This window comes from Collinsella aerofaciens, from assembly GCF_015557435.1.
Taxonomy (GTDB): domain Bacteria; phylum Actinomycetota; class Coriobacteriia; order Coriobacteriales; family Coriobacteriaceae; genus Collinsella; species Collinsella aerofaciens_Z.
The window spans coordinates 1-23,514 of record NZ_JADNOH010000020.1; the positions used below are offsets into that span (position 1 = coordinate 1).

Here is a 23,514-nt window from a genome sequence, read left to right on the forward strand (position 1 = left end):
AACCCGCGACCCCAACCTTGGCAAGGTTGTGCTCTACCAACTGAGCCATGTCCGCTTGCGGGTTATTAATTTACGCGAGTTGCCCAAAAGACGCAAGTACTTTTTTCAAAAAAGTTGCTCAATGCAAGTTCGCGCAGGTAAATAACGCCAAGTCAAGGCGCTATGCGCACAATTCCAATGCTGAGCCAAACAGCTTCACCATCCGAACGCGCGTGCCGGCGCCATCCGTACGACGGGCAACTTCCACATTATCGACGAGCATGCGCATAAGCTTGATACCGCGTCCGCGTTCCTCAGATGCAACCGGCTCGCTCGCCCCATCGATAGAATAGCCAGCGCCCCGATCAAGCACCTCGAGCACAACGCGGTCCCCATAGGCCTGAACCGTCAGGATGCAGCCAACACCGCCCGCATGGTCATATGCGTTACCCAATGCCTCCCCCAACGCCAATGCTACGTCATAACGTTCATCACGCCTCAGGGGAAGTGATTCGAGAAGCTCGGCCACACGGTGCCGATAATGCGGGAGATTCTCGATGCCTCGTTGCACTTCGACACTCTTGCTCCATCGCGGCAACTCTCCCACCGGAATGGCGGGAATCGACTCACGCGCCGGGCCCGCGACATGCAGGATGTCGACAAGTCGGGCAATTTCCAAAAAGCGAACGACCTCATCGGAGGCGTTAACGAGCGAAAGCAGGCCCTCTCGCCTCATGAGCTCTCTGGCGCGCGTAAGCAAAAACGCCAAACCCGTCGAGTCGATAAAGCCCACGGCCTGGCAATTGATGACAACGCGGCGCACGCCCCGGTCGATCAAATTATCCAACCGTCGGCGCAGCACGGGCACCGAGGCGATGTCGACATCACCCGGTGGCGTCAAAACCGCTATGTCATTCCACTCATTCATACGACCATGGTTCCCCAAAAGAGCTCGCTCGATGCATACGTATCTGCAACCGCGCAGATTTTGCCCGTCAAACGTCGCGGCCTACGATCGACCCCGTAAAAATTCAAGGGAAACCAGCGCGATGTCATCGTCCAGCGCCGACTCGGTAAAGCGGTCAAGCTCGCCCAAGACCTTACCGCAGATTCCCGATACGCCTTCACCCGAAACGGAGAGCAGAAGATCGCGCAGGCGTTGCTCGCCAAAGAACGCCCCGGAGCGATCGCGCGCCTCAATCGTTCCGTCTGTATACATAAACAGCATGTCGCCAGGAGCGAACATAAAGGCACCTGTCTCGTACACCATGCTTTCAAAGGCACCGATCACGCCCGATTGGCACCCAAGGAGCTCCACTTCTCCGCCTCGGGCTTCACCGCCACCAAGCGGCGTCGACGACGGCCTAATGACCATAGTGGGAGGATGCCCCGCAGAGCAATAGGTTGCGCGACCCGCTTTAAGATCGATCTTGGCGATAAACGCCGTCACAAACGTCTCGACCCTCGAAAAGCCCATGAGCATGCTATTGAGCGAGCGTGCCATACGGGCAGGCCCCGCACCCTCCCAGGCATAGGCCGTCAGCGCTGTCTTGACGAGCGCCGACATCGACGCCGCCTCGATTCCCTTGCCGGATACATCGCCCAAAATCATAACGGCGCAATCGTCGGGAAGTCGGACAAGCGTATAGAAGTCACCGCCGACCAACGCAGAATTCGTTGCCGATAGGTATACCGAATCGGTTGCAATGCCCGGAACGTCACCAAGCGAATTTCTCATGCCAATCTGAAGCGTCTGAGCGATATGACGCTCTTCGCGCTTTTGAGACTCGCCTTCATAGATCAGCTCAAAGTCATGCGCCAGATGCACCAGGTAGTCGTATTCAAGGTCGTCAATTGGTTCTTGGCTGCCATCGCGGAGCAGCAATGCGCGCGTCGTCGGTCCCTTGGCAACGTCGGCGGGAACGATTGCATCGTTGTTCCGCCGACCGCCGCCCTCCGAACGAACGCGTCCCGCCTCGAAGCCGGAATCGACATAGAGGCCCTGGCACGGCAGGCCATGAGCCCTCAACCATCCGCCCATAGGCATGGATTCGTCGACGCGGGTCAAGCGCACATGCTTAAGATCATCAGCACTCGCACCGCCCAGCACCGACGGCTCAAAACCATCGGAAGCGACCCCCAAACGCGCAGCCGGTGCGGTGGTGGAAAAGAAGAGCGACTCCGGATCGCCCGGCAACGCCACACGACTGCCGCCCTCAAAATCGATGACATAGGCGTCAAGACTCGCGTCATATTCCACGGGGCAGAAATGACAATTGAGCACCGCGCAGATTTCCGTCGACACCGCTCGCGAAGCGGCAACAGGATCATCGAGATAGGTAAACAGTTCGTCGCGCAGCAAATTGAGTGAGCGACCGAGCTCCGCCGTGCGGCGCGAACGTAAGCTCGACGCCATGCCGACCAGCTGAATAGACAGGTAATCGCAAATGACCTCGAGCACGTTAACGTCATAGGCAAGTGGCGCCTGGGGGCGTTTCCAGCCAACTTCCAACACGCCAAGGACCTGCGTGCCGTAAAACACGGGAAGACAGATCTCGCTGCGATACGGGGGCATATCCTGCACGCGCAGCAAGTGCTTGGAACGATTGTCCAAATCCATGAACATACCCGAAGCAACCCGGTCGCCCTCAAGGTCCTGCTGAATCGACAGGCGACAGGCACGCGACTCGCGAAGCACGTAGGTCGGAATGCCCGCGCCGTACGGCAGAAATTCGGGCAGATAGCTGTCCTCAAGCTCCTTAGAAACACCGCGGAGCTTAAAGCCGCCGCTCTCGGAAAAATAGATAGCCGCACCGGAGGCATCGAGCGTTCCAACGAGCTGATTCAAAACGGTATCGAGCAAGCTGGGGAGCTCATCGGAGCCCACGGTACTCATAATGACCGAAAGGGTACCCGAAAGGCGTTTATTCGCCACCCTAAGCTCCGATAGCGCACGTTTGAGCTGACGATCGTGGGAATACTGCTCTTCGATGCTGTGAAGCGCCACCAGGACACGCGGTGCACGACGTCCAAAGATACGCGGAGGCGTAACGGAACCTGCGCGAACCAAGACGGGAATAAAAGACCCGTCGCTCAGCTTGAGCATCAGCTCGCTCTCGGAGCCATCGGTCTCAAACGGCAGACGATGTTCGGTCGCGCGCTCAAAGGCAGACGAGTACAGAACGTCTTTGACATCACCGCTGATGACGTCAGCGCGTTCCTCGCACATCAGGTCTAGCAAACGATTATTCACATGCAGAATGGTTCCGTCGAGCTCACAGATGATGACAGCATCGCTCGTGATCTCGACCAGTTGGGCAACGTCTGCCCACTCGTTGCGCTCAAGCGTTTCCATCGTGGACCTCACCGTCTATCGGTAACAAAAAAGCCTCCGAAGAGGCTTCTCAAATGCGATGGTGTCGGAGGCGGGACTTGAACCCGCATGACCAAAAAGCGGTCACTAGCACCTCAAGCTAGCGCGTCTGCCAATTCCGCCACTCCGACATGCTATGTTGTTGATTCGCGGTTCGTTTTGTTGGACCCGCGCGTTCAACGAGGAAGATAATAACCTATGATTCGAGAACTGTGCAAGCACTTTTTTGAAAAAAGTTTACGAATTTGTAAATGCGCAGGTAGACGGACCTGTTCGGGCCGGAATGAGGTTGCTTTCCAACGCGTCCTCGGGCATGCGGCATTATTTTGATCCGCGCTTCGCGCTACAAAATAATGCCGCCCCCTGCGGAATGCGTTGGAAAGCAACCTCATTCCGGCCCTAGGAGTAGGTACTCCGGGCACAGTTCTCAAACATGTTCTGGAGGCTGATGCAAATTTAGTGGCTCGGCTTTGCCGAGCCCTTATATAAGGAGGCCGGAGCTAGAGCTCCGGCCTCACACAATTTCAAATTAGATTAAGTGAGCGATCAGGGAATCGCACCCCCCCCCTGCAGTGGTAACACAGGGCCCGTGTTGGACTTAGTTTTCAGAACATTCCGCAGACCAGGAAACCCCCTTATCCGCAGCTCCGAAGGAGCAGGATAAGGGGGTTTCCATGGTCGAGGACGTTCTGAAAACTAAGTCCAGCACGGGCCCGGACAAACAACCGACTACAGGTCGATGTGCGATTCCTTGATCGGGAACGGCTCCGCGAAGTGACAGGCGCAGCAGTGGCCCGGGGCGACTTCCTTAAACTCAGGCAGCTTCTCGGAGCAGATGCCCTGCGCGATCGGGCAGCGCGTGTGGAAACGGCAGCCGGTCGGCGGATCCAGCGGTGACGGCGGATCGCCGGCGAGGATAATGCGCTTGCGGGTCTTCTGGATATCAGGATCGGGCACCGGCACGGCAGACAGCAGCGACTGCGTGTACGGATGGTGAGGCTCGCTGTAGAGCGTCTTCCAGTCCGAAACCTCGACCATCTTGCCCAGATACATAACGGCAACGCGATCAGAAATGTGCTGCACGACGGAGAGGTCGTGAGCAATGAAGAGATAAGCAGTACCGAACTTATCCTGAAGCTCCTTCAGCAGGTTCAAAACCTGGGCCTGAATGGAAACGTCAAGTGCAGAGACAGGCTCGTCGCAGATGATCAGCTTGGGCTTCAGAGCGAACGCGCGGGCAATGCCGACACGCTGACGCTGACCGCCCGAGAACTCGTGCGGATAGCGGTTGATGTGCTCGGGGTTCAGACCGACGACGTCCAGCAGCTCGCGGACGCGCTCGATACGCTCCTCCTTGGTACCTACGCCGTGAATGGTCATGGGCTCGGAGACGATCTCGCCGATGGTCATACGAGGGTTCAGCGAAGCATAAGGATCCTGGAAGATAAACTGCATCTCGCGACGCATGTCCTTGATCTCATGCTTGCTCATCTCGGCAACATCTTTGCCCTGGAAGAACACCTTACCGGCGGTCGGCTTGGTCAAGCGCATGATGGTGCGACCCGTCGTGGACTTACCGCAACCAGACTCACCAACCAGACCAAAGGTCTCGCCAGGATAAATCTCAAAAGAGATGTCATTTACAGCAGAGACGACACGCTTGGAAAAACGCTTGGCGAACATGCCGGACTCAGCGGGGAACTCCTTAGAGAGGTGCTCGACCTTCAGCAACGGAGTACGCTCGTTGGTATCTGCCATTACGCCTCGCCTCCCTTCTTGGAATCCTTGCGCGTACGGGATGTCTCAGGAGCGTTCTTGAGAAACTCGGGGTCACCGGAGTAGTGGCATGCAGAGTAATGACCAGACTCGGTGACAACGCGCTCGGGGCGCTGCTTGCGGCACTTATCGGTCGCATAGGGACAACGAGGCGAGAACACGCAGCCCTCGGGCAGGTTCATGAGCGAAGGCGGGTTGCCGTGAATCGGCGTAAGCGGCTTCTTCTCTTCGATGGCCTGCTCCGGGATGGAGCGGATAAGGCCCCAGGTGTAGGGGTGGCGGCTCTCGTAGAAGATTTCCTCAGCAGTACCGAACTCGACGGGACGACCGGCGTACATAACCATGATCTTATCGGCCATGTCGGCGACGACGCCCAGGTCATGGGTAATCATGATGATGGCGTTGCCGTTCTTCTCCTGCATTTCCTGCATAAGCTCAATAATCTGAGCCTGGATGGTAACGTCCAGAGCCGTCGTGGGCTCGTCGGCAATCAGAATATCGGGATCGCAGGCAAGAGCCATAGCAATCATGACGCGCTGACGCATACCGCCAGAGAACTGGTGCGGATACTCATTGACGCGCTTCTCGGGCTCGGGAATGCCAACGAGGTCCAAAAGCTCGGTGGCGCGCTTGAGCGCCTCCTGCTTGGAGTAGCCACGGTGCAGACGAAGGCCCTCGCCCACCTGCTTGCCGATCTTATAGACCGGGTTCAAGGAGGTCATAGGATCCTGGAAGATCATCGCGATATCGTTGCCGCGAATGTGCTGCATCTCTTCCTCGGTCATCTCGAGGATGGAGCGGCCGCGATAGCGAACGTCACCGCCCTCGATCTTTCCCGGAGGCATCGAGATAAGACCCATGATGGTCATGGCGGTCACGGACTTACCGGAGCCGGACTCACCGACGACGCCCAGGGTCTCGCCGCGATCGAGCGTGTAGGAGACACCGTCGACAGCGCGAACAACGCCATCCTCGGTGTGGAAATACATCTTAAGGTCATCGACCTCGAGCAGATGCTGGCCCTCGGGAACCGGCTGGTCCTTCAGGTCCACATAGTTCTTGTTCTTCTTCATCCTTATGCGTCCTTCATCTTGACGTCGAGGGCGTCGCGCAGACCGTCACCCAGCAGGGTGAAGGCGAGCACCGTCGAGAGAATTGCCAGACCGGGCATGATCATCATCCAGGGAGCAGTCAGAAGATACTGCTGACCGTCCTGAATCATGGAGCCCCACGAAGGCGTAGGCGGAATAACGCCCATGCCGAGGAAGGACAGAGCGGACTCGGTCAGAATGGCGCCACCAATGTTCATGGTTGCGTAGACCACGATAGAGGCGACGGAGTTCGGGAAAATGTGACGCACGACGATACGAGCATCGGATGCACCCATCGCGCGCGCAGCGTCAACATAGTCGTTTTCCTTGACCGTCAGGATCGCGGATCGGAAGACGCGCGCAATAGAAGGCCAGCCGAGAATACCGATGGCGATAAAGACATTCTGAAGACCACGGCCGATAACGGCGATCATGGCGACGACGAACAGCACGTACGGGAACGCTAGGAAGATATCCGCAAAGCGCATGATGATCGTATCCCAGATTCCACCGTAGAAACCGGCCAGAGCACCCATGACCAGACCGATCACCGTGGAGATGGCGGTGGCCATAATGCCGACGGACAGCGAAACGCGTGCACCGTAGATAACGCGGACGAGAATGTCGCGACCAAGGGCGTCGGTGCCAAACGGATGCTCGGCACACGGAGCCAGCAACGAAGTCTCGGCCATGGTAGTCGAGTCGGAAGCCGTCGGCGACCCGAGCCAGGGCTTAGCCCACAGGTCGGCGGTCAGGGCAACCACAACGACGATGATGATCCAGCAAACACCGATAACGGCGAGCTTGTTCTTACGAAGACGCTTAAAAGCGTCGCCCCACAGCGTGCGGGACTTAGCGGGAGCAGATGCGGCCTTAGTGGCGGTAGCCTGCCCCTGAGACTGAGAATCAGTTTCCTGCATGAGACGTACCTCCCTTAGGCCTTATCCGACGGACCGCCAAGGCGGATGCGCGGGTCGAGGAATGCATAGCTAATGTCGACGAGCAGGTTGATCACCATAACGACGACAACGATGAGCGTAACGCCGCCCATAACGATGGGCCAGTCACGCATGCTGATGGCGCGGTAGACCTCAGAGCCGATACCGGGCCAGTTAAAGACCGTCTCGGTCAGGATGGCGCCCGAAAGCATGCCACCGAAGTCGACACCAATATAGGTAACGACGGGGATGAGTGCATTCTTAAGCGCATGCTTGACGATGATCGCGCGATTGGAGAGACCCTTAGCCTTTGCCGTGCGGATGTAATCCTGGTTCATGACATCGAGCAGCTGCGAGCGCATGATGCGGGCAGCATAGGCGGTCGAAACCGAAGCCAGCGTAATGGTCGGAAGCACATAGTGCATCCAATCCTGATACTGAGAGCTGGAACCGCCGGCACCCGAGATCGGCATGGAGAATGCACCGCCCGTGGCGTCCTTGAGGATGACGCCAAAGAACAGCTGCAGCAGCATACCGAGCCAGAAGGCAGGAACGGCAACGAGGATCGACGTGGTCAGCGTTACCAAAATATCCCAGAAGGAGTAACGCTTTACTGCCGAAATGATACCCGCACCGATACCCATGATTGCCTCGAGCACGATAGCGCACGCGGCGAGTTTAACCGTATACGGATACTTCTGAGCAAAGATTTCCGCAACCGGCAGCTTGCGCTGATACGAATTGCCCAGATCGCCATGAAGCAGGCCATTCATGTAATTCAAGTATTGGTCCACAAGCGACGTTGGAACGGGATCGCCGTTCTCGTCAAGGATCGCGTTGCCGTCCTCGTCCGCCTGGACCAGGTGATAGCGCACGCGAAGTTGAAGCTCCACCTCGGGGGACAGAGCCTTGTCTCCACCGATCAGCTTGATCGGATCTCCCGGCACGATGTTCTGGAGGGCGAACAGAATCAGCGTAACGCCCAAAAACACCGGGATGAACTGAAGCACACGTTTAACGATGTACTTACCCATACCACTCCCCTATCTAGGGATTAACCTAAATGGGATGCCGATCGCCAGACCGGCATCCCAAAATTACCATCAGCCAGTTTACCCCAGGTTAGGGAGAACTGTATGTTTCCCATGAGGTCTACGTAAATACTTGACCCTCACGGAAGCTGCAAACTCTTAGGCGAGCTCAGCGGTACCCAGCTCGGCATGCTTCTGCGGATCGACATAGAGGTGCTTGATGCGATCGGAGCCGGCGATGGTGTGCGTGTAGAACATCACCGGGATGACCGGGCAGTCGGCAGCGACAATTGCGTCGGCCTCCTGCATCTTAGCGACACGCTCCTCGTCGTCAACCGTAGTGCGAGCCTCGTTGACCTTGGCGTCGAACTCGGGGTTGTTGTAACCAGAGCGGTTGTCGCCACCGAGGGAGTCGGAGTGGAACAGCGGATACAGGAAGTTGTCCATGATCGGGTAGTCGGCAATCCAGCCCAGACGACCGAACTGATAGTTGAAGTTCTGGTACTGCTCGAGCAGCGCAGACCACTCAGGAGTATCGGAGACGGCGGTAACGCCGACCTTGGCGAGGTCGCCGATGATGGACTCCATAATCTCCTTGTGGCCACCGTCCTGGTTGTAGGAAAGGGTCACGTTAATGCCACGATCGCCGTTAGCGCCAGCGGGAGCAACCTTGTCGAGGTACTCGTTGGCCTTATCGACGTCGTAGGCGCAGAACTCCCATGCGCCCTCCTTGTAGCCATCGATGCCCGGAGGAACAATGCCGTCGGCGGGGGTACGGGTACCCTTGAAGATGGTCTTGCAGATGGCCTCACGGTTAATGGCCAGGGAGATACCCCTGCGCAGGTCGGCGTTGTTGAACGGCTCGGCCGTGGTGTTGCAGGTCAGGTAGTAGGTGGAAGGCTCGGCGCCGAGCAGCATGCGCTCGCCGTCGCCCATAGTGTAGCCGTCCTTGGACACGCCGCGATCCTTCTTGGCAGCGTCGATCTGAGCAACGGGAACGTCGCAGATGTCAAGGTTACCGGCCTGGAACTCCTTGTAGGCGGTCTCCACGTCCTTGATGACCTGGAAGTGGATGCCATCGATCTTGGCCTTGTCGCCATAGTAATCGTCGAACTTCTTGAGGTTGATCTCCTGACCATCCTCCCACTTGCCGTCCATCATGAACGGGCCGTTACCGACCGGTGCAAGATAGAAGCTCTTGGCATCGGACTCGGCGCACTCGGGAACCGGGGCCAGAGCCGGGTGAGAGGCGACGAAGGGGAAGTCGGCGTAAGCGGAAGACAGCTTAACGACGAGGGTCTCATCGTCGGGGCAGGTAACACCGCTGAGCTCGGTGGCGTTACCGGCAAGCAGGTCGTCATAGCCCTCGACCATGGAAAGGTGATAGGAGACCTCGGAAGGGCCGTACTCGGTAGCGATGGCCGACTTGGTGTTGACCAGACGCTCCCAACCGAGCTTGAAGGACTTGGAGGTAACGTCGTCACCGTTGTGGAACTTGGCCTTCTTGATCTTGAAGGTGAACTCGGTGGCGTCGTCGTTGGCCTCGAAGGACTCGCAAGCCAGCGGAACGATCTCGCCCTTCTCGGCGTCATAGGCGGTCAGAGCGTCAAAGAGCTGGTACTCGACCTGAGTGCCCTGGTCCTCCTGGACATTGTAGGGGTCGATGCAGACCGGGTTGTTGATGTAGAAGTTCAGCGTCGAACCGGACTCAGAACCGGAAGCGTCGCCACCCTTCTTGCCGCATGCGGCAAGAAAAGCCATGGAGCTCGCAGCAAGGGTGCCGCCAACAAAGGCGCGACGACCCATAACGGGCTGGTGGAACATAGAATCAGCCATGCCATCCTCCTTATGAGATAGGACAAAGAAATGTTCAGTCGGACACATGTCGAAACAATCCGATCCGAACCATCAAAACGCCGTCCGCTGCTATGGCTGGTTATGCACAACGGACCAACGTTTTGCAATACAGTAGCGCATTTTATACACAATTTGGGGCTAATTCCGGTTAACGGTCGAGAATTTCTTTAGTTGGGCGAAGTATGTGAGGATATTTTGACTCTGTTACAAATATGTAAACAAAAAGGGTCCCGCACTTACGGGACCCTTTTTGAATATTTATGCGGCTCGTGCTTAGTAGCCGACGATGCCCTGCGGGAAGAAGAACATGCACAGCACGACGCACACGGCAAACACGACAGCCATGATGACGGTCAGGCGGTCGAGGTTCTGCTCCATGACGCCCGTGGCAGAGCTGGAATTATACAGCGAGCTAGCGATCATATCCGAAACGCCGGTGCCCTTACCGGAATGCATCAGGACGAGAATCGTCAGCGCCACGGCAGAGACAGCCCAAACGACAAACAGAAGAATCTGGAACGGACCCATAGATAAGCTCCTTAATAGAAGAGTTTAAACTCCAGTACTGTACCACAATCCCCCGCTCTCCCCTACCTGCCACTCAAGGACGGGGTGGAAATGGCAGAAATACCAAAAAGGGGGTTGTCCGGTTGTGGACAACCCCCTTACTAGAAAACGGTATTTGTTTTCTCTTAGGCCTCGGTGGCGAGCACGCGACCCGTCATCTCGGCGGAAGGCTCAATACCAGCCATGGTGAGCATGGTCGGAGCGATATCGGAAAGACGGCCGTCCTCGATACCGGTGAGCTTGGCCTTCTCATCAACGATGATGAACGGCACACGGTTGGTGGTGTGAGCCGTGAACGGATGCTTGGAACCGTCGGAAGCAACGTCAAACATGTGGTCGGCGTTGCCGTGGTCGGCGGTGATCAGCGCAAAGCCACCCTTGGCGAGAATCGCCGGGACAACCTTGGACAAGGCATCGTCAACAGCCTCGACGGCCTTAACGGCGGCGTCGAAGACACCGGTGTGACCAACCATGTCGCAGTTCGCGAAGTTCACGATGTAGAAATCAGCGCGATCCTCGTTAATAGCGGCGACGAGCTTCTCGGTAACCTCGGGAGCGCTCATCTCAGGCTGCAGATCGTAGGTAGCGACCTTGGGGGAAGCGACGAGCACGCGCTCCTCGCCCTCCTTGGGCTCCTCGATGCCACCGTTGAGGAAGAACGTCACGTGGGCGTACTTCTCGGTCTCGGCGGTGTGCAGCTGCTTCAGGCCGTTGGCGGCGATAACGTCGGCCAGGACGTTCTCGGGGAACGTCTTGGGGAAGGCGACCTCGACGTCAAACGTCGGATCGTACTCGGTCATCGTCACAAAGTGCGAGAGCTTGATCTGCTCGCGCTCAAAGCCGTCGAACTCCTTGTCCGTGAACACGCGGGTCATCTGACGGGCGCGGTCGGGACGGAAGTTGAAGAAGATGGCCGCGTCGCCCTCGTGAATGCCCTCGTTATGGGCAGCGAAGGGCTCGACGAACTCGTCGCCGCGCGGATCTTTCTCGTAGTAGGCCTTGATACCGGCAACGGGGTCGGTATCGGCATCGGACGCATTGGCCATGACGTCGTAGGCGCGCTGGATGCGCTCCCAACGGTTGTCGCGGTCCATGGCCCAATAGCGGCCCGAGACGGTGGCAACGCGGGCGTCGCAACCGGTCTCCTCGGAGATCTTGGCCAGGAAGGCACAGAACTCACTCATGTAGCCGGCGCCGGACTGCGGGTCGACGTCGCGGCCATCCATGAAGGCGTGGACGCGGACGGTCTTAACACCGCGCTCGGCAGCCATCTTGACCAGAGCCTCGACGTGGTTCATATGAGAATGAACGCCGCCAGGGCTCATGAGGCCCATGAGGTGGAGGGTCTTGCCGTCAGCCTTGACGTCGTCCATAGCCTTGACGAAAACCTCGTTCTCAGCGATGGAGCCGTCCTTGATGGCATTGTTGATGCGCGAAAGCTCCTGGAACACGATGCGGCCGGCACCGATGTTGAGGTGACCTACCTCGGAGTTGCCCATCTGGCCATCGGGAAGGCCCACGTCCTCGCCCGAAGCGCCGAGCGTGGTGTGGGGGCACTTCTCGTACAGGCTATCAAGGAAGGGCGTCTTGGCAGCGGCGACGGCGTTCTCGCCGTCGGCCGGGGCCAGGCCGCAGCCGTCCATGATGATCAGGAGTGCAGGAAGATGACGCTGTGCCATATGTCCTACTCGCCTGCCTTGACGACCATAGAGGCGAAGTCGGCAGCCTTGAGCGAAGCGCCGCCCACGAGTGCGCCGTCAACGTCGGGTTTGGCGACGAGCTCGGCAATGTTGCCGGGCTTGGCGGAACCGCCATACAGCACACGGATGCCGTCGGCGAGCTCCTCGCCGAACATCTCCTTGAGGGTCTCACGGATAGCGCCGCAGACCTCCTGAGCGTCCTCGGCGGTAGCGGTCTTGCCGGTGCCGATGGCCCAGATGGGCTCGTAGGCGACGACGACCTGCTTGGGGCAGGTGATCTCAAGACCAGCAAGGCCGGCCTTGACCTGGTTCACGACGTGCTCGACATAGGTGCCGGCCTCGCGGACCTCAAGGGACTCGCCGCAGCAGAAGACGGGAACAAGACCGGCGGCAACGAGGGCCTTGGCCTTCTTGTTCTGATCCTCATCGGTCTCGTGGAAGTAATCACGACGCTCGGAGTGACCGATGATGCAGTAGGTGCAGCCAGCGGACTTGAGCATGTCGCAAGAGGACTCACCGGTGAAGGCACCCTTGGCCTCCCAGTACACGTTCTGTGCACCGAGGGCGATGGGGGCAGCCTGAATGCGGTCATGAACCGTGGTGATGTCGATGGTCGGAGGGCAGACGAGCACCTCGACGCCAGCCGGAACCTCGGGCAGAGCCTGAGCCAGCTCGTCGGCGAGCTTGGCGGCCTCGGCGACGTCGTTGTTCATCTTCCAGTTACCAGCGATAAGAAGGGTGCGATTAGGCATCGAGAAGCGCCTCCACTCCGGGCAGGGCCTTACCCTCGACGAGCTCCATGGAAGCGCCACCACCGGTGGAGATCCAGCTCATCTTGTCGGCCAGGTTGAACTTGTTGACAGCTGCGACAGAGTCGCCACCGCCGATGATCGAGGTGCAGTCGGCCTCGGCGACAGCCTCGGCGATAGCCTGGGTGCCGTGAGCGAAATTGTCGAACTCGAAGACGCCCATGGGGCCGTTCCAGAACACGGTCTTGGCGCCCTTGACGGCCTCGGCGTAAAGCTCCTCGGTCTTGGGGCCGATGTCCATGCCCTCACGATCGTCGGGGATAGCGTCGGAAGCGACAACCTCGGGGACAGCGTCCTCGCCAAAGTGATCGGCAACACGGTTGTCGATGGGAAGCAGGATCTTGACGCCCTTCTCCTCGGCCTTCTTGAGCATCTCGCCAGCGCGCTCGACCCAGTCCTCTTCCTTGAGGGACTGACCAACGGACAGGCCCTGAGCCAGGAAGAAGGTGTAGGCCATGCCGCCACCGATGATCAGGGTGTCAGCGGAGTCGATGAGGTGATCGAGAACGCCGATCTTGGAGGAAACCTTGGAACCGCCGACGATAGCGACGAAGGGGCGCTCGGGCTCGGCGAAGATGCCGGTCAGCGTGTCGACCTCCTTCTCGAGCAGGAAGCCCGCGACGGCAGGCAGGTAAGCGGCGGGGCCCACGACGGAACCCTGGGCGCGGTGAGCGGTGCCGAAGGCATCGAGAACGAAGACGTCACCATAGGAAGCGAGCTTCTTGGCGATCTCGGGATCGTTCTTCTTCTCACGCTTGTCGAAGCGGACGTTCTCGAGAACGAGAACCTTGCCCGGCTCGACGGCAGCGACAGCCTCGGCAGCCTTCTCGCCGTAGGTGTCGGCGACAAAGGCAACGTCGAGACCAGAGAGCTCAGCGAGCTTCTTGGCGACAGGCTCAAGGGAGAGCTCAGGCTGGAAGCCAGTGCCCTCGGGACGGCCGAGGTGGCTCATGAGGATGACGCGAGCGTTGTGCTCAACGAGATAGTTGATGGTGGGCAGGGCAGCCTTGATACGGGTGGTGTCACCAACGACGCCATCCTTGATAGGCACGTTGAAGTCAACGCGGACGAGAACGCGCTTGCCGTCGACATCGATGTCGCGGACGGTCTTCTTGGTAAAGGCCATGTTTGCTTCTACCTTTCGTACGTGTCTGCCTCCCATTACGGCAGACGATTTCCTATAAAAAGGGCGCGACCCTAGGGTGTAAGCCCTATAAGGCCGCGCCCTTCTTTAGACGCTCAACGAGCTATTCGCTAAAAGCTAAATTAAGCAACGAACTTCTCGAAGTACTTGATGGTGCGGACCATCTGAGAAGTGTAGGAGTTCTCGTTGTCGTACCAAGAGGTAACCTGAACGAGGGTCTGGCCGTTGCCGAGGTCAGAGCACATGGTCTGAGTGGCGTCGAAGATGGAGCCGTGGGTCTCGCCGATGATGTCGGTGGAGACGATGTCGTCCTCGTTGTAACCGAAGGTCTCGGAGATGGTGGCAGCGTAGGCCTTCATTGCGGCGTTGACCTCGTCGACGGTGACCTTCTTGTCAACGACAGCGTAGAGGTTGGTGATGGAGCCGGTCGGCGTCGGGACGCGCTGGGCGGCACCGATGAGCTTACCGTTGAGCTCGGGAAGAACCAGGCCGATAGCCTTGGCAGCACCGGTGGTGTTGGGGACGATGTTGACGGCGCAGGCGCGGCTACGACGCTTGTTGCCCTTGCGCTGCGGGCCGTCGAGCGGCATCTGGTCGCCAGTCCAGGCGTGAATGGTGGTCATGATGCCGGACACGATGGGAGCGAAGTCGTTCAGACCCTTGGCCATCGGGGCGAGGCAGTTGGTGGTGCAGGAAGCAGCGGAGATGATGTTGTCCTCAGCGGTCAGCGTCTCATGGTTGACGTTGTACACGATGGTAGGCAGATCGCTGCCAGCCGGAGCGGAGATGACGACCTTCTTGGCGCCAGCGTTGATGTGGGCCTGAGCCTTAGCCTTGCTGGTGTAGAAGCCGGTGCACTCGAGAACGACGTCGACGTCGAGGTCGCCCCAAGGCAGGTTGTTGGCGTCGGCCTCCTTGTAGATCTTGATCTCCTTGCCGTCAACGGTGATGGAATCCTCGCCAGCAACGACCTCGTGATCGCGAGCATAGTTGCCCTGCGTGGAGTCGTACTTCAGCAGGTAAGCGAGCATATCGGGAGAGGTGAGGTCGTTGATAGCGACGATCTCGGAGCCCTCATGACCGAACATCTGACGGAAAGCCAGACGACCGATGCGACCGAAGCCGTTAATAGCAACCTTTACTGCCATTGTGTCTCCTTTCGTAAGGCCCCCGCAAGCTACAGCGCCTGCCGTTGAGGCCCACAAACTAACCACTCGCCTAATATACCTTTTTTTTGACTTGAATTTCACGAGAATGCTCGAAATTGAAAATCAAATTTACGTTAAAACGTTTTAAAGAGTAAAACAGCAGTTCAATCCCTATATAAGCAGTTTCGCTCAACTACCTGTTTGCTTCAATGAGCTTTTCAAGCCTCAAAACGCGATGGTACAGGGCAGACTTCGACAAGGGAGGGTCAGCCATCTCCCCCAGATCGCGCAGTGACAGATCGGGATAGCGCTCGCGCAGGTCGCAAAAGACCGCCAAGGCGTCCGGAAGCGTGTCGCGCAAACCCCGCTGTTCGAGCTCATCGATCAACGCAAGCTGATGCTGGGCGGCACCCGCACTTCTGGTCTGATTGGCCAGCTCGGCATTCACGCGACGGTTTACGTCGTTCTTAACCAATTTGACCGCGCGCGCTTCCTCGATCTCGGCAACGCTGCGCTTGGCGCCGACCAGCTTTAGAAGCTGCTCGATCTCCTCGGCGCTCTTAATGTAGACAGCAAAGGATCCGCGCCGCGCGTTAACGCGCGCATGGACTCCAATCTGCTCCAATAGATCGCAAAGTCCCCGGGCATACTGCTCGCCCTGCACCGCGATCTCCAAATGAAAGTCGCCGCGGGGATCGGCCACGAAACCGCCGGCGATGAGCGCGCCGCGGATGTAGGCAAGCCTGCAGCAGGGACGGGCAACGATGTGCCGGGGAACACCGGCGACGAGCCCTCCCCTGCGGTCGAGGATGCCCAGCAGCACCAGAGCCTTGTCCAGGTCGGGCTGATCGGGCAGGGTAATGAGATAGTTACGGACCTTATGCAAGACCGATTTGCGAACGGTAAATTCCGTTTTGAGCTTAAGGATGCGATGTGTCAGTGTGATCATCGTGCGCGCGACGGCACCCGTCTCGGTCGCGACCGTCAAACGATACCGCCCGGAGCCGGCCAGCGAAAGTGTACCGCTCACACGCGTCAGGGCGGCAAGCGTCGACAAATCGCAGTATTCACATTCGGGTTCGCAGCGCGCGAGCTCGTCACGCACCTCGGCGGTAAACGACATGCAGGCCTATGCTTTCGTGTTGGCGCGCGACAGGTCGCGATGGGAAATGCTCACGTGATACTGGGCGCCTTCCAAATAACGCGCCGTGGCCTCGGCGATGGCAACGCTGCGGTGTTGACCGCCCGTGCAACCGATGGCAATAGAAAGTTGCGGCTTGCCCTCTGCGATATAGCCGGGCATGACCGTATCGAGCAGCTGCGTCCAGGCCTTCCAGAACTCCTGGGTCTTGGGATGGTCCAGAACAAAGTCGGAGACTTTCTTATCGAGACCGGTCATGGTACGCATCTCGGGATCGTAGAACGGATTGGGCAGGAAGCGAACGTCGATCATAATGTCCGCCTCGACGGGCATGCCGTGCTTAAAGCCAAACGAGAACACGTGAACGTCCATGAGCTGCTGGTCGGACAACTCGGAGAACGCCATGCGCAATTTGTTGCGCAGAGCAGAGGTGCGCAGGCGGCTCGTGTCGATGATCATATCGGCTCGATCGCGCACACCCTGCAGCTGCAGGCGCTCGCGCTGAATCGCATCGGCCGTAGTCTCCCCCGGCTTGGCAATGGGATGGCGGCGGCGGTTTTCGCTATAACGACGGATCAGCACCTCGTCAGAGGCCTCGAGAAACACGATGTCACAGCTCATCTCGCGCTCCTCGAGCGCGGCAACGGCATCGAGCAGCTCATCGAACAAGCCCTGGCTGCGCAGGTCGCAGGTGACGGCAAGATGCCTGCCCACGCCCGTATTGATGCCGACGAGTTCGGCAAGCTGGGCAATCAGACGCGGAGGCAAGTTGTCGATGCAAAAGTAGCCCATGTCCTCGAACACATGCATGGCCTGCGTTCGGCCCGATCCGGACATTCCGGTGATGATGACGATATCGGGGATGCGCTCCGAGCGCTCCGCTGCATCCATGGCATCTCCCTTTTGCATGTGCTGCCTCCTAAAAACAAGCGCGGGACCCAGCAACCCGGATCCCGCGCGGTCAATTGCCTTTAATGAGTATACCGCCCTGAGCGGATACGAGGTCCGTCTTACGCCTCAAGCGCGGCTTTGAACCAACTCGTAATACTCGTGGGGTGCGTAATGGCAGTGCCCACGACAACTGCCCAGGCGCCCGCATCAATCGCGGCGCGGGCCTCCTCGGGCGTGTGCACGCGGCCCTCGCAGATGATGGGAAGGCCGGGAAATTCCTCGGTCGCCTGGCGCAGGAGCGGCAGATCGGGACCGTCGGCCATGGTGCAATCGATAGCGGCAACACCATGAGAAAGCGTGGTGGACACCAGGTCAAAGCCCATGTCGACAGCACGACGAATATCCTCGATGGTGGCACAGTCGGCCATCAGGAGCACGCCCTCCTCGTGCAGCGGACGGAAGGTGTCCTCGACGGTCTTGCCATCGGGACGTGGGCGATCAGTGGCATCAATTGCCACGATGTCGGCACCGGCGGCAACGCAGGCGCGAGCATGACGCAGCGTCGGCGTGATGTAGACGCCCTCGTGTCCATCTTTCCACAGGCCGATGACGGGAACCTCGCAGCGGCCCTTAATGGCGGCGATGTCGGCAAGACCCTGGCAGCGAATAGCGGCGGCGCCACCAAGCTCGCAGGCGCGAGACATCTGAGCCATGGTCTCGGGCGTACGAAGCGGCTCGCCCATATAGGCCTGAACGCTCACGACGAGCTTGCCCTTTAGGGACTGGATCAAAGGATCAACGGTCATGTTCGACTCAACCTTTCTCAAAACAGCCTTCTGAGACACCGCACCTTGACGTTCAAACCGTCGCTCGCATACCAAAGTACGCTTCGCTCCTCTTTCACGTCAATCTGCGGCACCTCAGAAGGCGCACTTGGTAGTTATGTTTACTTCAACGACGCAAGAAGGTGTTCGGCGGCACCGATAAGCGGCGCGTCGCCCTCCAGAGAACCGATGAGGATCGGCGTGTCCTGAAGCGGGTCGAGCGCCTGGCTGGCATAGCCCTCGTGCACCGAGTCCTTCCACGTCTGCGAGCGCCAATCGGGACCCTGGTGAATCACACCTCCCGAAAGCACGATGACCTCGGGATCCAAGATGTTGGCAAGCGAGCCCAAGCTGGCGCCCAGCGCAAAGCCGGCGTCATGGATGACCTCGGTCGCCTTTGCGTCGCCCGCACGGCACAGGTCGTTCACATCGCGACCGACCGAAGGACGGCTGGGGTCGACGCGACCAAAGCGCTCATCGTACATACGACCAATGGAAGTGCCCGAAGCAACCGACTCAAGATGACCAGAACGTCCGCAGGCGCAGGGAATACCGGCAGCAGCCGAGCACTCGATGTGGCCCATATGGCCGGCAGCACCATGGAAGCCCTGCATCACGCGGCCGTTCTCGACATATGCGCCGCCGATGCCCGTACCGATGCCAAGGCACAAGACGGAGAACTTGCCCTTACCGACGCCCCAGTGGGCCTCGCCCAGAGCATGAGCCTGCACGTCTCCCACCACGGCAACGGGAAGACCAAGGTCCTCGCGCAGCCGCGGCCCCAACTGAACGCCGGACCAGCCGGGCATGATCTCGTTGGCATACGCGATGGCGCCCGTCTTGGGATCGACGACGCCTGCGGCACCGATACCGACGCCAAGGACCTCGACATCGGGATTCGCCTCGAGAGCAGCCTTGATGGACGCCTCGATACGCTGGAAGACGGCCTCGCCGCCCTCTTGGGCCTCGGTGGGAACCTCGGCCTCAAAAACGGGATGGGGCACACTACCGTCAGCCGGGTACTCCATGATGGCAGTCGCGATCTTAGTTCCGCCGATATCGACAGAACAGACGTACTTGTTCTCCATGTCGCTCTCCTTCGGAGATAAAAAACAACTATAGGAAATGCGCCGTCAGGCTAGCCGTCACAGCGCAGTAAAGGTTTTCCAGGTGCCCAAGATCGCCGAGAAACCGTGTGGCCATTGACCTAATAGTCATGGCCACACGGTTGAACGGCGAGGTCGGGTGCCTGGGAAAGCTTTACAGGAGGCCGTTGTCCTGGAGGACCTTCCTAATCGCCTCGACGTTCTCGCCGGTCATGGCCTTCACCGGGCGCGGCATGGTCGGGCTGTCGAAAATACCCATGAGGTTCATAGCGGTCTTGAAGGCACCGACGCCACCGGCATAGCCCTGAACGCCCGAGGTGACATCCCAGATGTGGGAGATCTCGTTAAGGCGATCCTGCTCGGCCTTGACGGTAGCCCAGTCGCCGGCCTGAGCGGCCTTCCACTGGCGCACATAGCCCTCGGGCTCAACATTAGCGAGACCCGGGACGGAACCATCGGCGCCACCGAGGTAAGCGCCGTCGACGACAACCTCGTGACCGGTGAGGATACTCATCGGATGGCCGTTCTTCTCGTTCTCCTGAACGAGGTAGCGGAACGAGATGTCATCACCCGAGGAATCCTTGACGCCAGCAAGGACGCCCTCGGCGCCGAGCTTGGCAAGGAGCTTCCAGGGGAGCTTGGTGTGAACGCAGACGGGAATGTCATAGGCGAAGATGGGCAGGTCAAGCTCCTCGTGCAGGATGCGGAAGTGCTCCTCGACCTCGGTCATGCCCTGCAGGGCATAGAACGGGCAGGTGGCGACGAGGGCATCGGCGCCCAGCTCCTGAGCGACCTTGCCGTGCTCAATCATGCGCTCGGTCTCGGTATCGATGATGCCGACCAGAACAGGCACACGGTGGTCGACGATACGAACGGCCTCGGCGACAATCTGGCGACGGCGCTCGTCGGTGGAGAAGACGACCTCGCCCGAGGATCCCAGGAAGAACAGGCCATCGACGCCGGCATCGATCATGCGGTTGATGCTGCGCTCAAAGGAGGCAACATCAAGCTGGTGATCTTCGGTATCGGGAACAACGACGGGAGGGATAACGCCGGTGAATTTCTGAGTTGCCACAAGAATCTCCTTAGTTGTCTGGCGGGCGGCCCTATGCCACCCACTCTTGTTGGCAGTGTCCAGGCCGTCTAGGCCAAAGAACACGAGTAGAACGTTTGGTTAAAGAAGTCGACGACTTCGTTTTCGAACGCATTGATGCGCTCGTGAGCGTATTTTGCATAGATGATATGCCTCCGGTCACACTCAAGACCGTTGGATACGGCAAACTGATCCTTGGGATCGCTCACGGTATCCATAAGCGATGTGCCCATGAGCACCGATCCGCGCACCCGAGACGACAGCACCTCGAGGCCGCCAGGAAGCGGATTGGCAACCGCCGTGCAGGCGAGGCCCCGCTCGTCCAGAGCAGAAACCGCCAGCGCGACTCCGCCGCCAAGACCCTCGCCCCATGCAAAGATGCGGTCGGGGTCCATGCCATCAAGATTGCGCGCGACCTCCGCCAACGCGCAGCCCCAACGGACGCGCCTGACAAAAGCAGGCGAGGTAATCCCCTGCCGCAGATCGCTGGGTCCAATCGCCTCATCGTCCAGCGCAAGCACGGCATATCCCATGGCCGCAAACCTCGTCATGTGATGCCATCCCCGCACGGGTCGGTCGATGTCGTGAAACATCAGACATAGCGGCACGAGCTCGGATGCTCGGGCGCGACCGACAGGCTCGATCAAACGTGCGTGGACCACATCGCCACCAAGCTCAAAGGAAACCTCGGAGTAGCGGGCATACGGATTGGCGAAATCGATCGCCGTAATACTCGGCCCGCAAACCTCAAGGTCCGAAGCGGCTATCTCTAATTCGGAAACATCCGCAGAAGCATCACCGCGCCAATCCCGGAAATCAGCGAGCCTTGACGAGACCGTTCCGGGAATCCCCACAAGGTCGGGGACGATCAGCTCGCCGACATTGCTCTCGCACTTAGACATGAGCCTCCCCTCCCTTGCAGAAAAACGGAATGATCAGATCGTCAAAATCCTGAATCTCCTCGTGGCCAAAGCCTTCAAAGAACTCATGACGCTTTTCACAGGTCAGGTTGTTATAGACCGCAAACTGCGTCGCTGGCGGACAGACGGTATCGGCTGTGCCGGTGCCAAACAGCACGGGGCATTTGACCATAGGGGCAAAGTTCTTGGAATCGAAGTACGCCAGCTTGGCATAGGCTTCGTCGATACGAGTCGAGTCCTCGTCAAACCAGCGAGACCAATAGCGCAGGCCCTCGTAGGCAATGTCGTCGGCATCCAAATCCCAGACCAGGCGAAAATCCGACAGGAAGGGATAGAGGATGGCGGCGCGATTGATAAGCTCGCTGTTAAGTGCACAGGTCGCAATGCCCAAACCGCCGCCCTGCGACGCGCCGTTCACAAACACACGGGCAAGATCGATGCCCTCGAGCTCGCGGACGATACGGCACAGGATGCGAATGTCCTGGTGCAGACGGACATAGTAGAGGTTGGCCGGATCGCCGTCGATACCGGCGACGATATGGCCCGCGACCGTCGTACCCTCAAATCCACCAATGTCCTCGGAAGGACCTCCTTGGCCGGGGCAGTCGAGGGCGATGAGTGCCATGCCCATGCCCGCAAACGACGCCTGCTCAAACCAGCTGCGGCTTGCACCCGGATACCCATGGAACTGAAGTACCAATGGCACGGGCTCGTCCGAGACGGGTTTAAGGTACTTGGCATGCAGGCGAGCGCCACACATGCCGGTATACCAGAGGTCGAAAAGCTGGCAGGTCACGGCATCGGTGACCGATGCCGTCTCGATCGCATAGTCAAGCCCGACGGCGTCGGCCTCGGCCATGCGGTCCTTCCAAAAGAGATCGAAATCTGATGGACGGGGCATGGCGCCTCGATATTCACCAAATTGATGTTGCAGCTCCTGAGCACTTGGCATGGCTCGTGAACCCAACCTTTCGAAATCGCAACGGAGGTGCGCCCGGCAAGGGAACCGGGCGCACGGGAGGGAAAGCGAGGCTACTCGCCGAGCTTGGGATGCAGCAGCGACGGCGCAGCGCCGAGCAGCATCTTGGTGTAGGGGTCCTGGGGGTGCTGGAAGACCTGCTTGGCCTCGCCCTGCTCGACGATCTTGCCGCCATTCATAACGATGATGTCGTCAGAGATATAGCGGACCGTCTGGATGTCATGGCTGATGAACACCATGGCCAGGCCGAGCTCCTTCTTAAGGTCGGTCAGCAGGTTCAGAATCTGCGCGCGGACCGAAACGTCCAGAGCCGAGGTGGGCTCGTCGGCGATGATGGCATCGGGGTTCAGCGACAGGGCACGGGCAATTGCGACGCGCTGGCGCTGGCCGCCCGAAAGCTGGCCGGGAAGAACCTCAGCGGCGGAGCTGGGCAGACCGGTGAGCTCCAAGAGCTCCTTGACGCGCTTCTCCTGCTCGGCCTCGGTACCCAGGTTGTGGACGCGCATGGGGTCGAGCAGTTGCTCGCGAACGACCATTCGGGGGTTGAGCGCCGTGGCCGGGTTCTGGAACACGACCGAGATGACGCGACCCATGTGGCGACGGTCCTCGGCGGTACGCTTGGTTACGTCCTTGCCCTTAAAGTAGACCCTGCCGCTCGTGGGGGCCTGCAGGCCGCACATGACGTTGGCGGTGGTGGACTTACCGCAACCGGACTCGCCGACGATGCCGATCGTCTGACCGGGCATGAGCCTAATCGTTACACCCTGGACGGCGTGAACCAGGTTGGGGTGCAGAATCGAGCCGGTACGGGTCCTAAAGGTGACGTGGACGTCATCAAGGAAGATGATCGGCTCGACGCCGTTGACTGCGGTCTCGCTCATCTACATCACCTCCGCGTGAGGGGTCAAACCATTTGCCTTGAGCACCTCGTCGGGGAGCTCGGAATAGAAGTGCTCGGTGCCGGGCACGCGCTTGAAGACCGGACGGGTGTCCAGGCCAATGCGCGGATGGCTCGAGCGGGGCGCGAAGCGATCGCCCTTGGGGAAATCGCGCGGGCTCGGAACGGCGCCGGGCACCTGGTGCAGACGGCCCGAACCGCTCTCGATGGACAGAACGGAGCCCAGAAGACCGCGGGTGTACTCGTGGA

Annotated in this window: 20 protein-coding genes, 1 tRNA gene and 1 pseudogene; all 22 read right to left on the bottom strand. The window is 59.2% G+C overall.

What is annotated here, in order from left to right:
• Positions 1-160: 160 nt before the first annotated feature.
• Entirely contained in the window at positions 161-907 is a 747-nt protein-coding gene (locus I2G43_RS01685; protein WP_195534867.1) for an anti-sigma factor antagonist, read from the bottom strand.
• A gap of 81 nt (positions 908-988) precedes the next feature.
• A complete protein-coding gene (locus tag I2G43_RS01690) occupies positions 989-3,334 on the bottom strand; it encodes a GAF domain-containing SpoIIE family protein phosphatase (RefSeq protein WP_195534868.1) in 2,346 nt (781 codons plus the stop codon).
• A 59-nt stretch (positions 3,335-3,393) separates the two neighbouring features.
• Positions 3,394-3,483, bottom strand: a tRNA-Leu gene (locus I2G43_RS01695).
• Positions 3,484-4,081: 598 nt separating this feature from the next.
• On the bottom strand, positions 4,082-5,110 hold the full coding sequence (locus I2G43_RS01700; protein WP_022094888.1) for an ABC transporter ATP-binding protein: 1,029 nt from the start codon (positions 5,108-5,110) through the stop codon (positions 4,082-4,084).
• The gene (locus I2G43_RS01705) at positions 5,110-6,201 is read right to left on the bottom strand and encodes an ABC transporter ATP-binding protein (RefSeq protein WP_022094887.1); all 1,092 of its coding nucleotides are present in this window, start codon (positions 6,199-6,201) and stop codon (positions 5,110-5,112) included. Before I2G43_RS01705 ends, I2G43_RS01700 begins: the two co-directional genes overlap by 1 nt.
• A gap of 2 nt (positions 6,202-6,203) precedes the next feature.
• On the bottom strand, positions 6,204-7,139 hold the full coding sequence (locus I2G43_RS01710; RefSeq protein WP_195534869.1) for an ABC transporter permease: 936 nt from the start codon (positions 7,137-7,139) through the stop codon (positions 6,204-6,206).
• Between the two features lie 14 nt (positions 7,140-7,153).
• Positions 7,154-8,191, bottom strand: coding sequence for an ABC transporter permease (locus I2G43_RS01715; protein WP_117635931.1), 1,038 nt, complete (start codon positions 8,189-8,191; stop codon positions 7,154-7,156).
• A 156-nt stretch (positions 8,192-8,347) separates the two neighbouring features.
• Positions 8,348-10,024 (bottom strand): peptide ABC transporter substrate-binding protein, encoded by a 1,677-nt coding sequence (locus I2G43_RS01720; RefSeq protein ID WP_229071471.1) that lies wholly within the window; start codon positions 10,022-10,024, stop codon positions 8,348-8,350.
• Positions 10,025-10,318: 294 nt separating this feature from the next.
• Positions 10,319-10,573 carry a preprotein translocase subunit SecG gene (gene secG / locus I2G43_RS01725; RefSeq protein ID WP_006236144.1) on the bottom strand — a complete coding sequence of 85 codons (255 nt, stop codon included), beginning with the start codon at positions 10,571-10,573 and terminating at the stop codon, positions 10,319-10,321.
• A 164-nt stretch (positions 10,574-10,737) separates the two neighbouring features.
• Positions 10,738-12,291, bottom strand: a complete 1,554-nt coding sequence (gene gpmI, locus I2G43_RS01730) for a 2,3-bisphosphoglycerate-independent phosphoglycerate mutase (protein WP_195534871.1) — start codon at positions 12,289-12,291, stop codon at positions 10,738-10,740.
• 5 nt (positions 12,292-12,296) lie between these two features.
• Positions 12,297-13,064, bottom strand: coding sequence for a triose-phosphate isomerase (tpiA, locus tag I2G43_RS01735; RefSeq protein ID WP_089572945.1), 768 nt, complete (start codon positions 13,062-13,064; stop codon positions 12,297-12,299).
• On the bottom strand, positions 13,057-14,247 hold the full coding sequence (locus I2G43_RS01740; RefSeq protein WP_006236149.1) for a phosphoglycerate kinase: 1,191 nt from the start codon (positions 14,245-14,247) through the stop codon (positions 13,057-13,059). Before I2G43_RS01740 ends, tpiA begins: the two co-directional genes overlap by 8 nt.
• Positions 14,248-14,387: 140 nt before the next feature.
• Positions 14,388-15,413 carry a type I glyceraldehyde-3-phosphate dehydrogenase gene (gene gap, locus I2G43_RS01745; RefSeq protein ID WP_022094880.1) on the bottom strand — a complete coding sequence of 342 codons (1,026 nt, stop codon included), beginning with the start codon at positions 15,411-15,413 and terminating at the stop codon, positions 14,388-14,390.
• Positions 15,414-15,606: 193 nt separating this feature from the next.
• Positions 15,607-16,536, bottom strand: coding sequence for a DNA-binding protein WhiA (gene whiA / locus I2G43_RS01750; protein WP_035138886.1), 930 nt, complete (start codon positions 16,534-16,536; stop codon positions 15,607-15,609).
• A gap of 6 nt (positions 16,537-16,542) precedes the next feature.
• Entirely contained in the window at positions 16,543-17,463 is a 921-nt protein-coding gene (gene rapZ / locus I2G43_RS01755; RefSeq protein ID WP_022094878.1) for an RNase adapter RapZ, read from the bottom strand.
• Between the two features lie 101 nt (positions 17,464-17,564).
• Complete coding sequence (locus tag I2G43_RS01760; protein ID WP_022094877.1) at positions 17,565-18,251, bottom strand: N-acetylmannosamine-6-phosphate 2-epimerase; 687 nt, start codon at positions 18,249-18,251, stop codon at positions 17,565-17,567.
• Positions 18,252-18,391: 140 nt separating this feature from the next.
• Positions 18,392-19,357: an ROK family protein gene (locus I2G43_RS01765; RefSeq protein ID WP_022094876.1), complete on the bottom strand. Its 966-nt coding sequence runs from the start codon at positions 19,355-19,357 to the stop codon at positions 18,392-18,394.
• Positions 19,358-19,529: 172 nt separating this feature from the next.
• Complete coding sequence (locus tag I2G43_RS01770; protein WP_040359998.1) at positions 19,530-20,450, bottom strand: dihydrodipicolinate synthase family protein; 921 nt, start codon at positions 20,448-20,450, stop codon at positions 19,530-19,532.
• A gap of 68 nt (positions 20,451-20,518) precedes the next feature.
• Positions 20,519-21,370 (bottom strand): acetylxylan esterase, encoded by an 852-nt coding sequence (locus I2G43_RS01775; RefSeq protein ID WP_195534872.1) that lies wholly within the window; start codon positions 21,368-21,370, stop codon positions 20,519-20,521.
• Positions 21,363-22,340: an acetylxylan esterase gene (locus tag I2G43_RS01780; protein WP_117855075.1), complete on the bottom strand. Its 978-nt coding sequence runs from the start codon at positions 22,338-22,340 to the stop codon at positions 21,363-21,365. Before I2G43_RS01780 ends, I2G43_RS01775 begins: the two co-directional genes overlap by 8 nt.
• Positions 22,341-22,420: 80 nt before the next feature.
• Positions 22,421-23,248: an ABC transporter ATP-binding protein gene (locus I2G43_RS01785; RefSeq protein WP_195534873.1), complete on the bottom strand. Its 828-nt coding sequence runs from the start codon at positions 23,246-23,248 to the stop codon at positions 22,421-22,423.
• Positions 23,249-23,514 (bottom strand): annotated as a pseudogene (locus I2G43_RS01790) (ABC transporter); the annotation flags it as partial. It abuts the gene before it with no gap.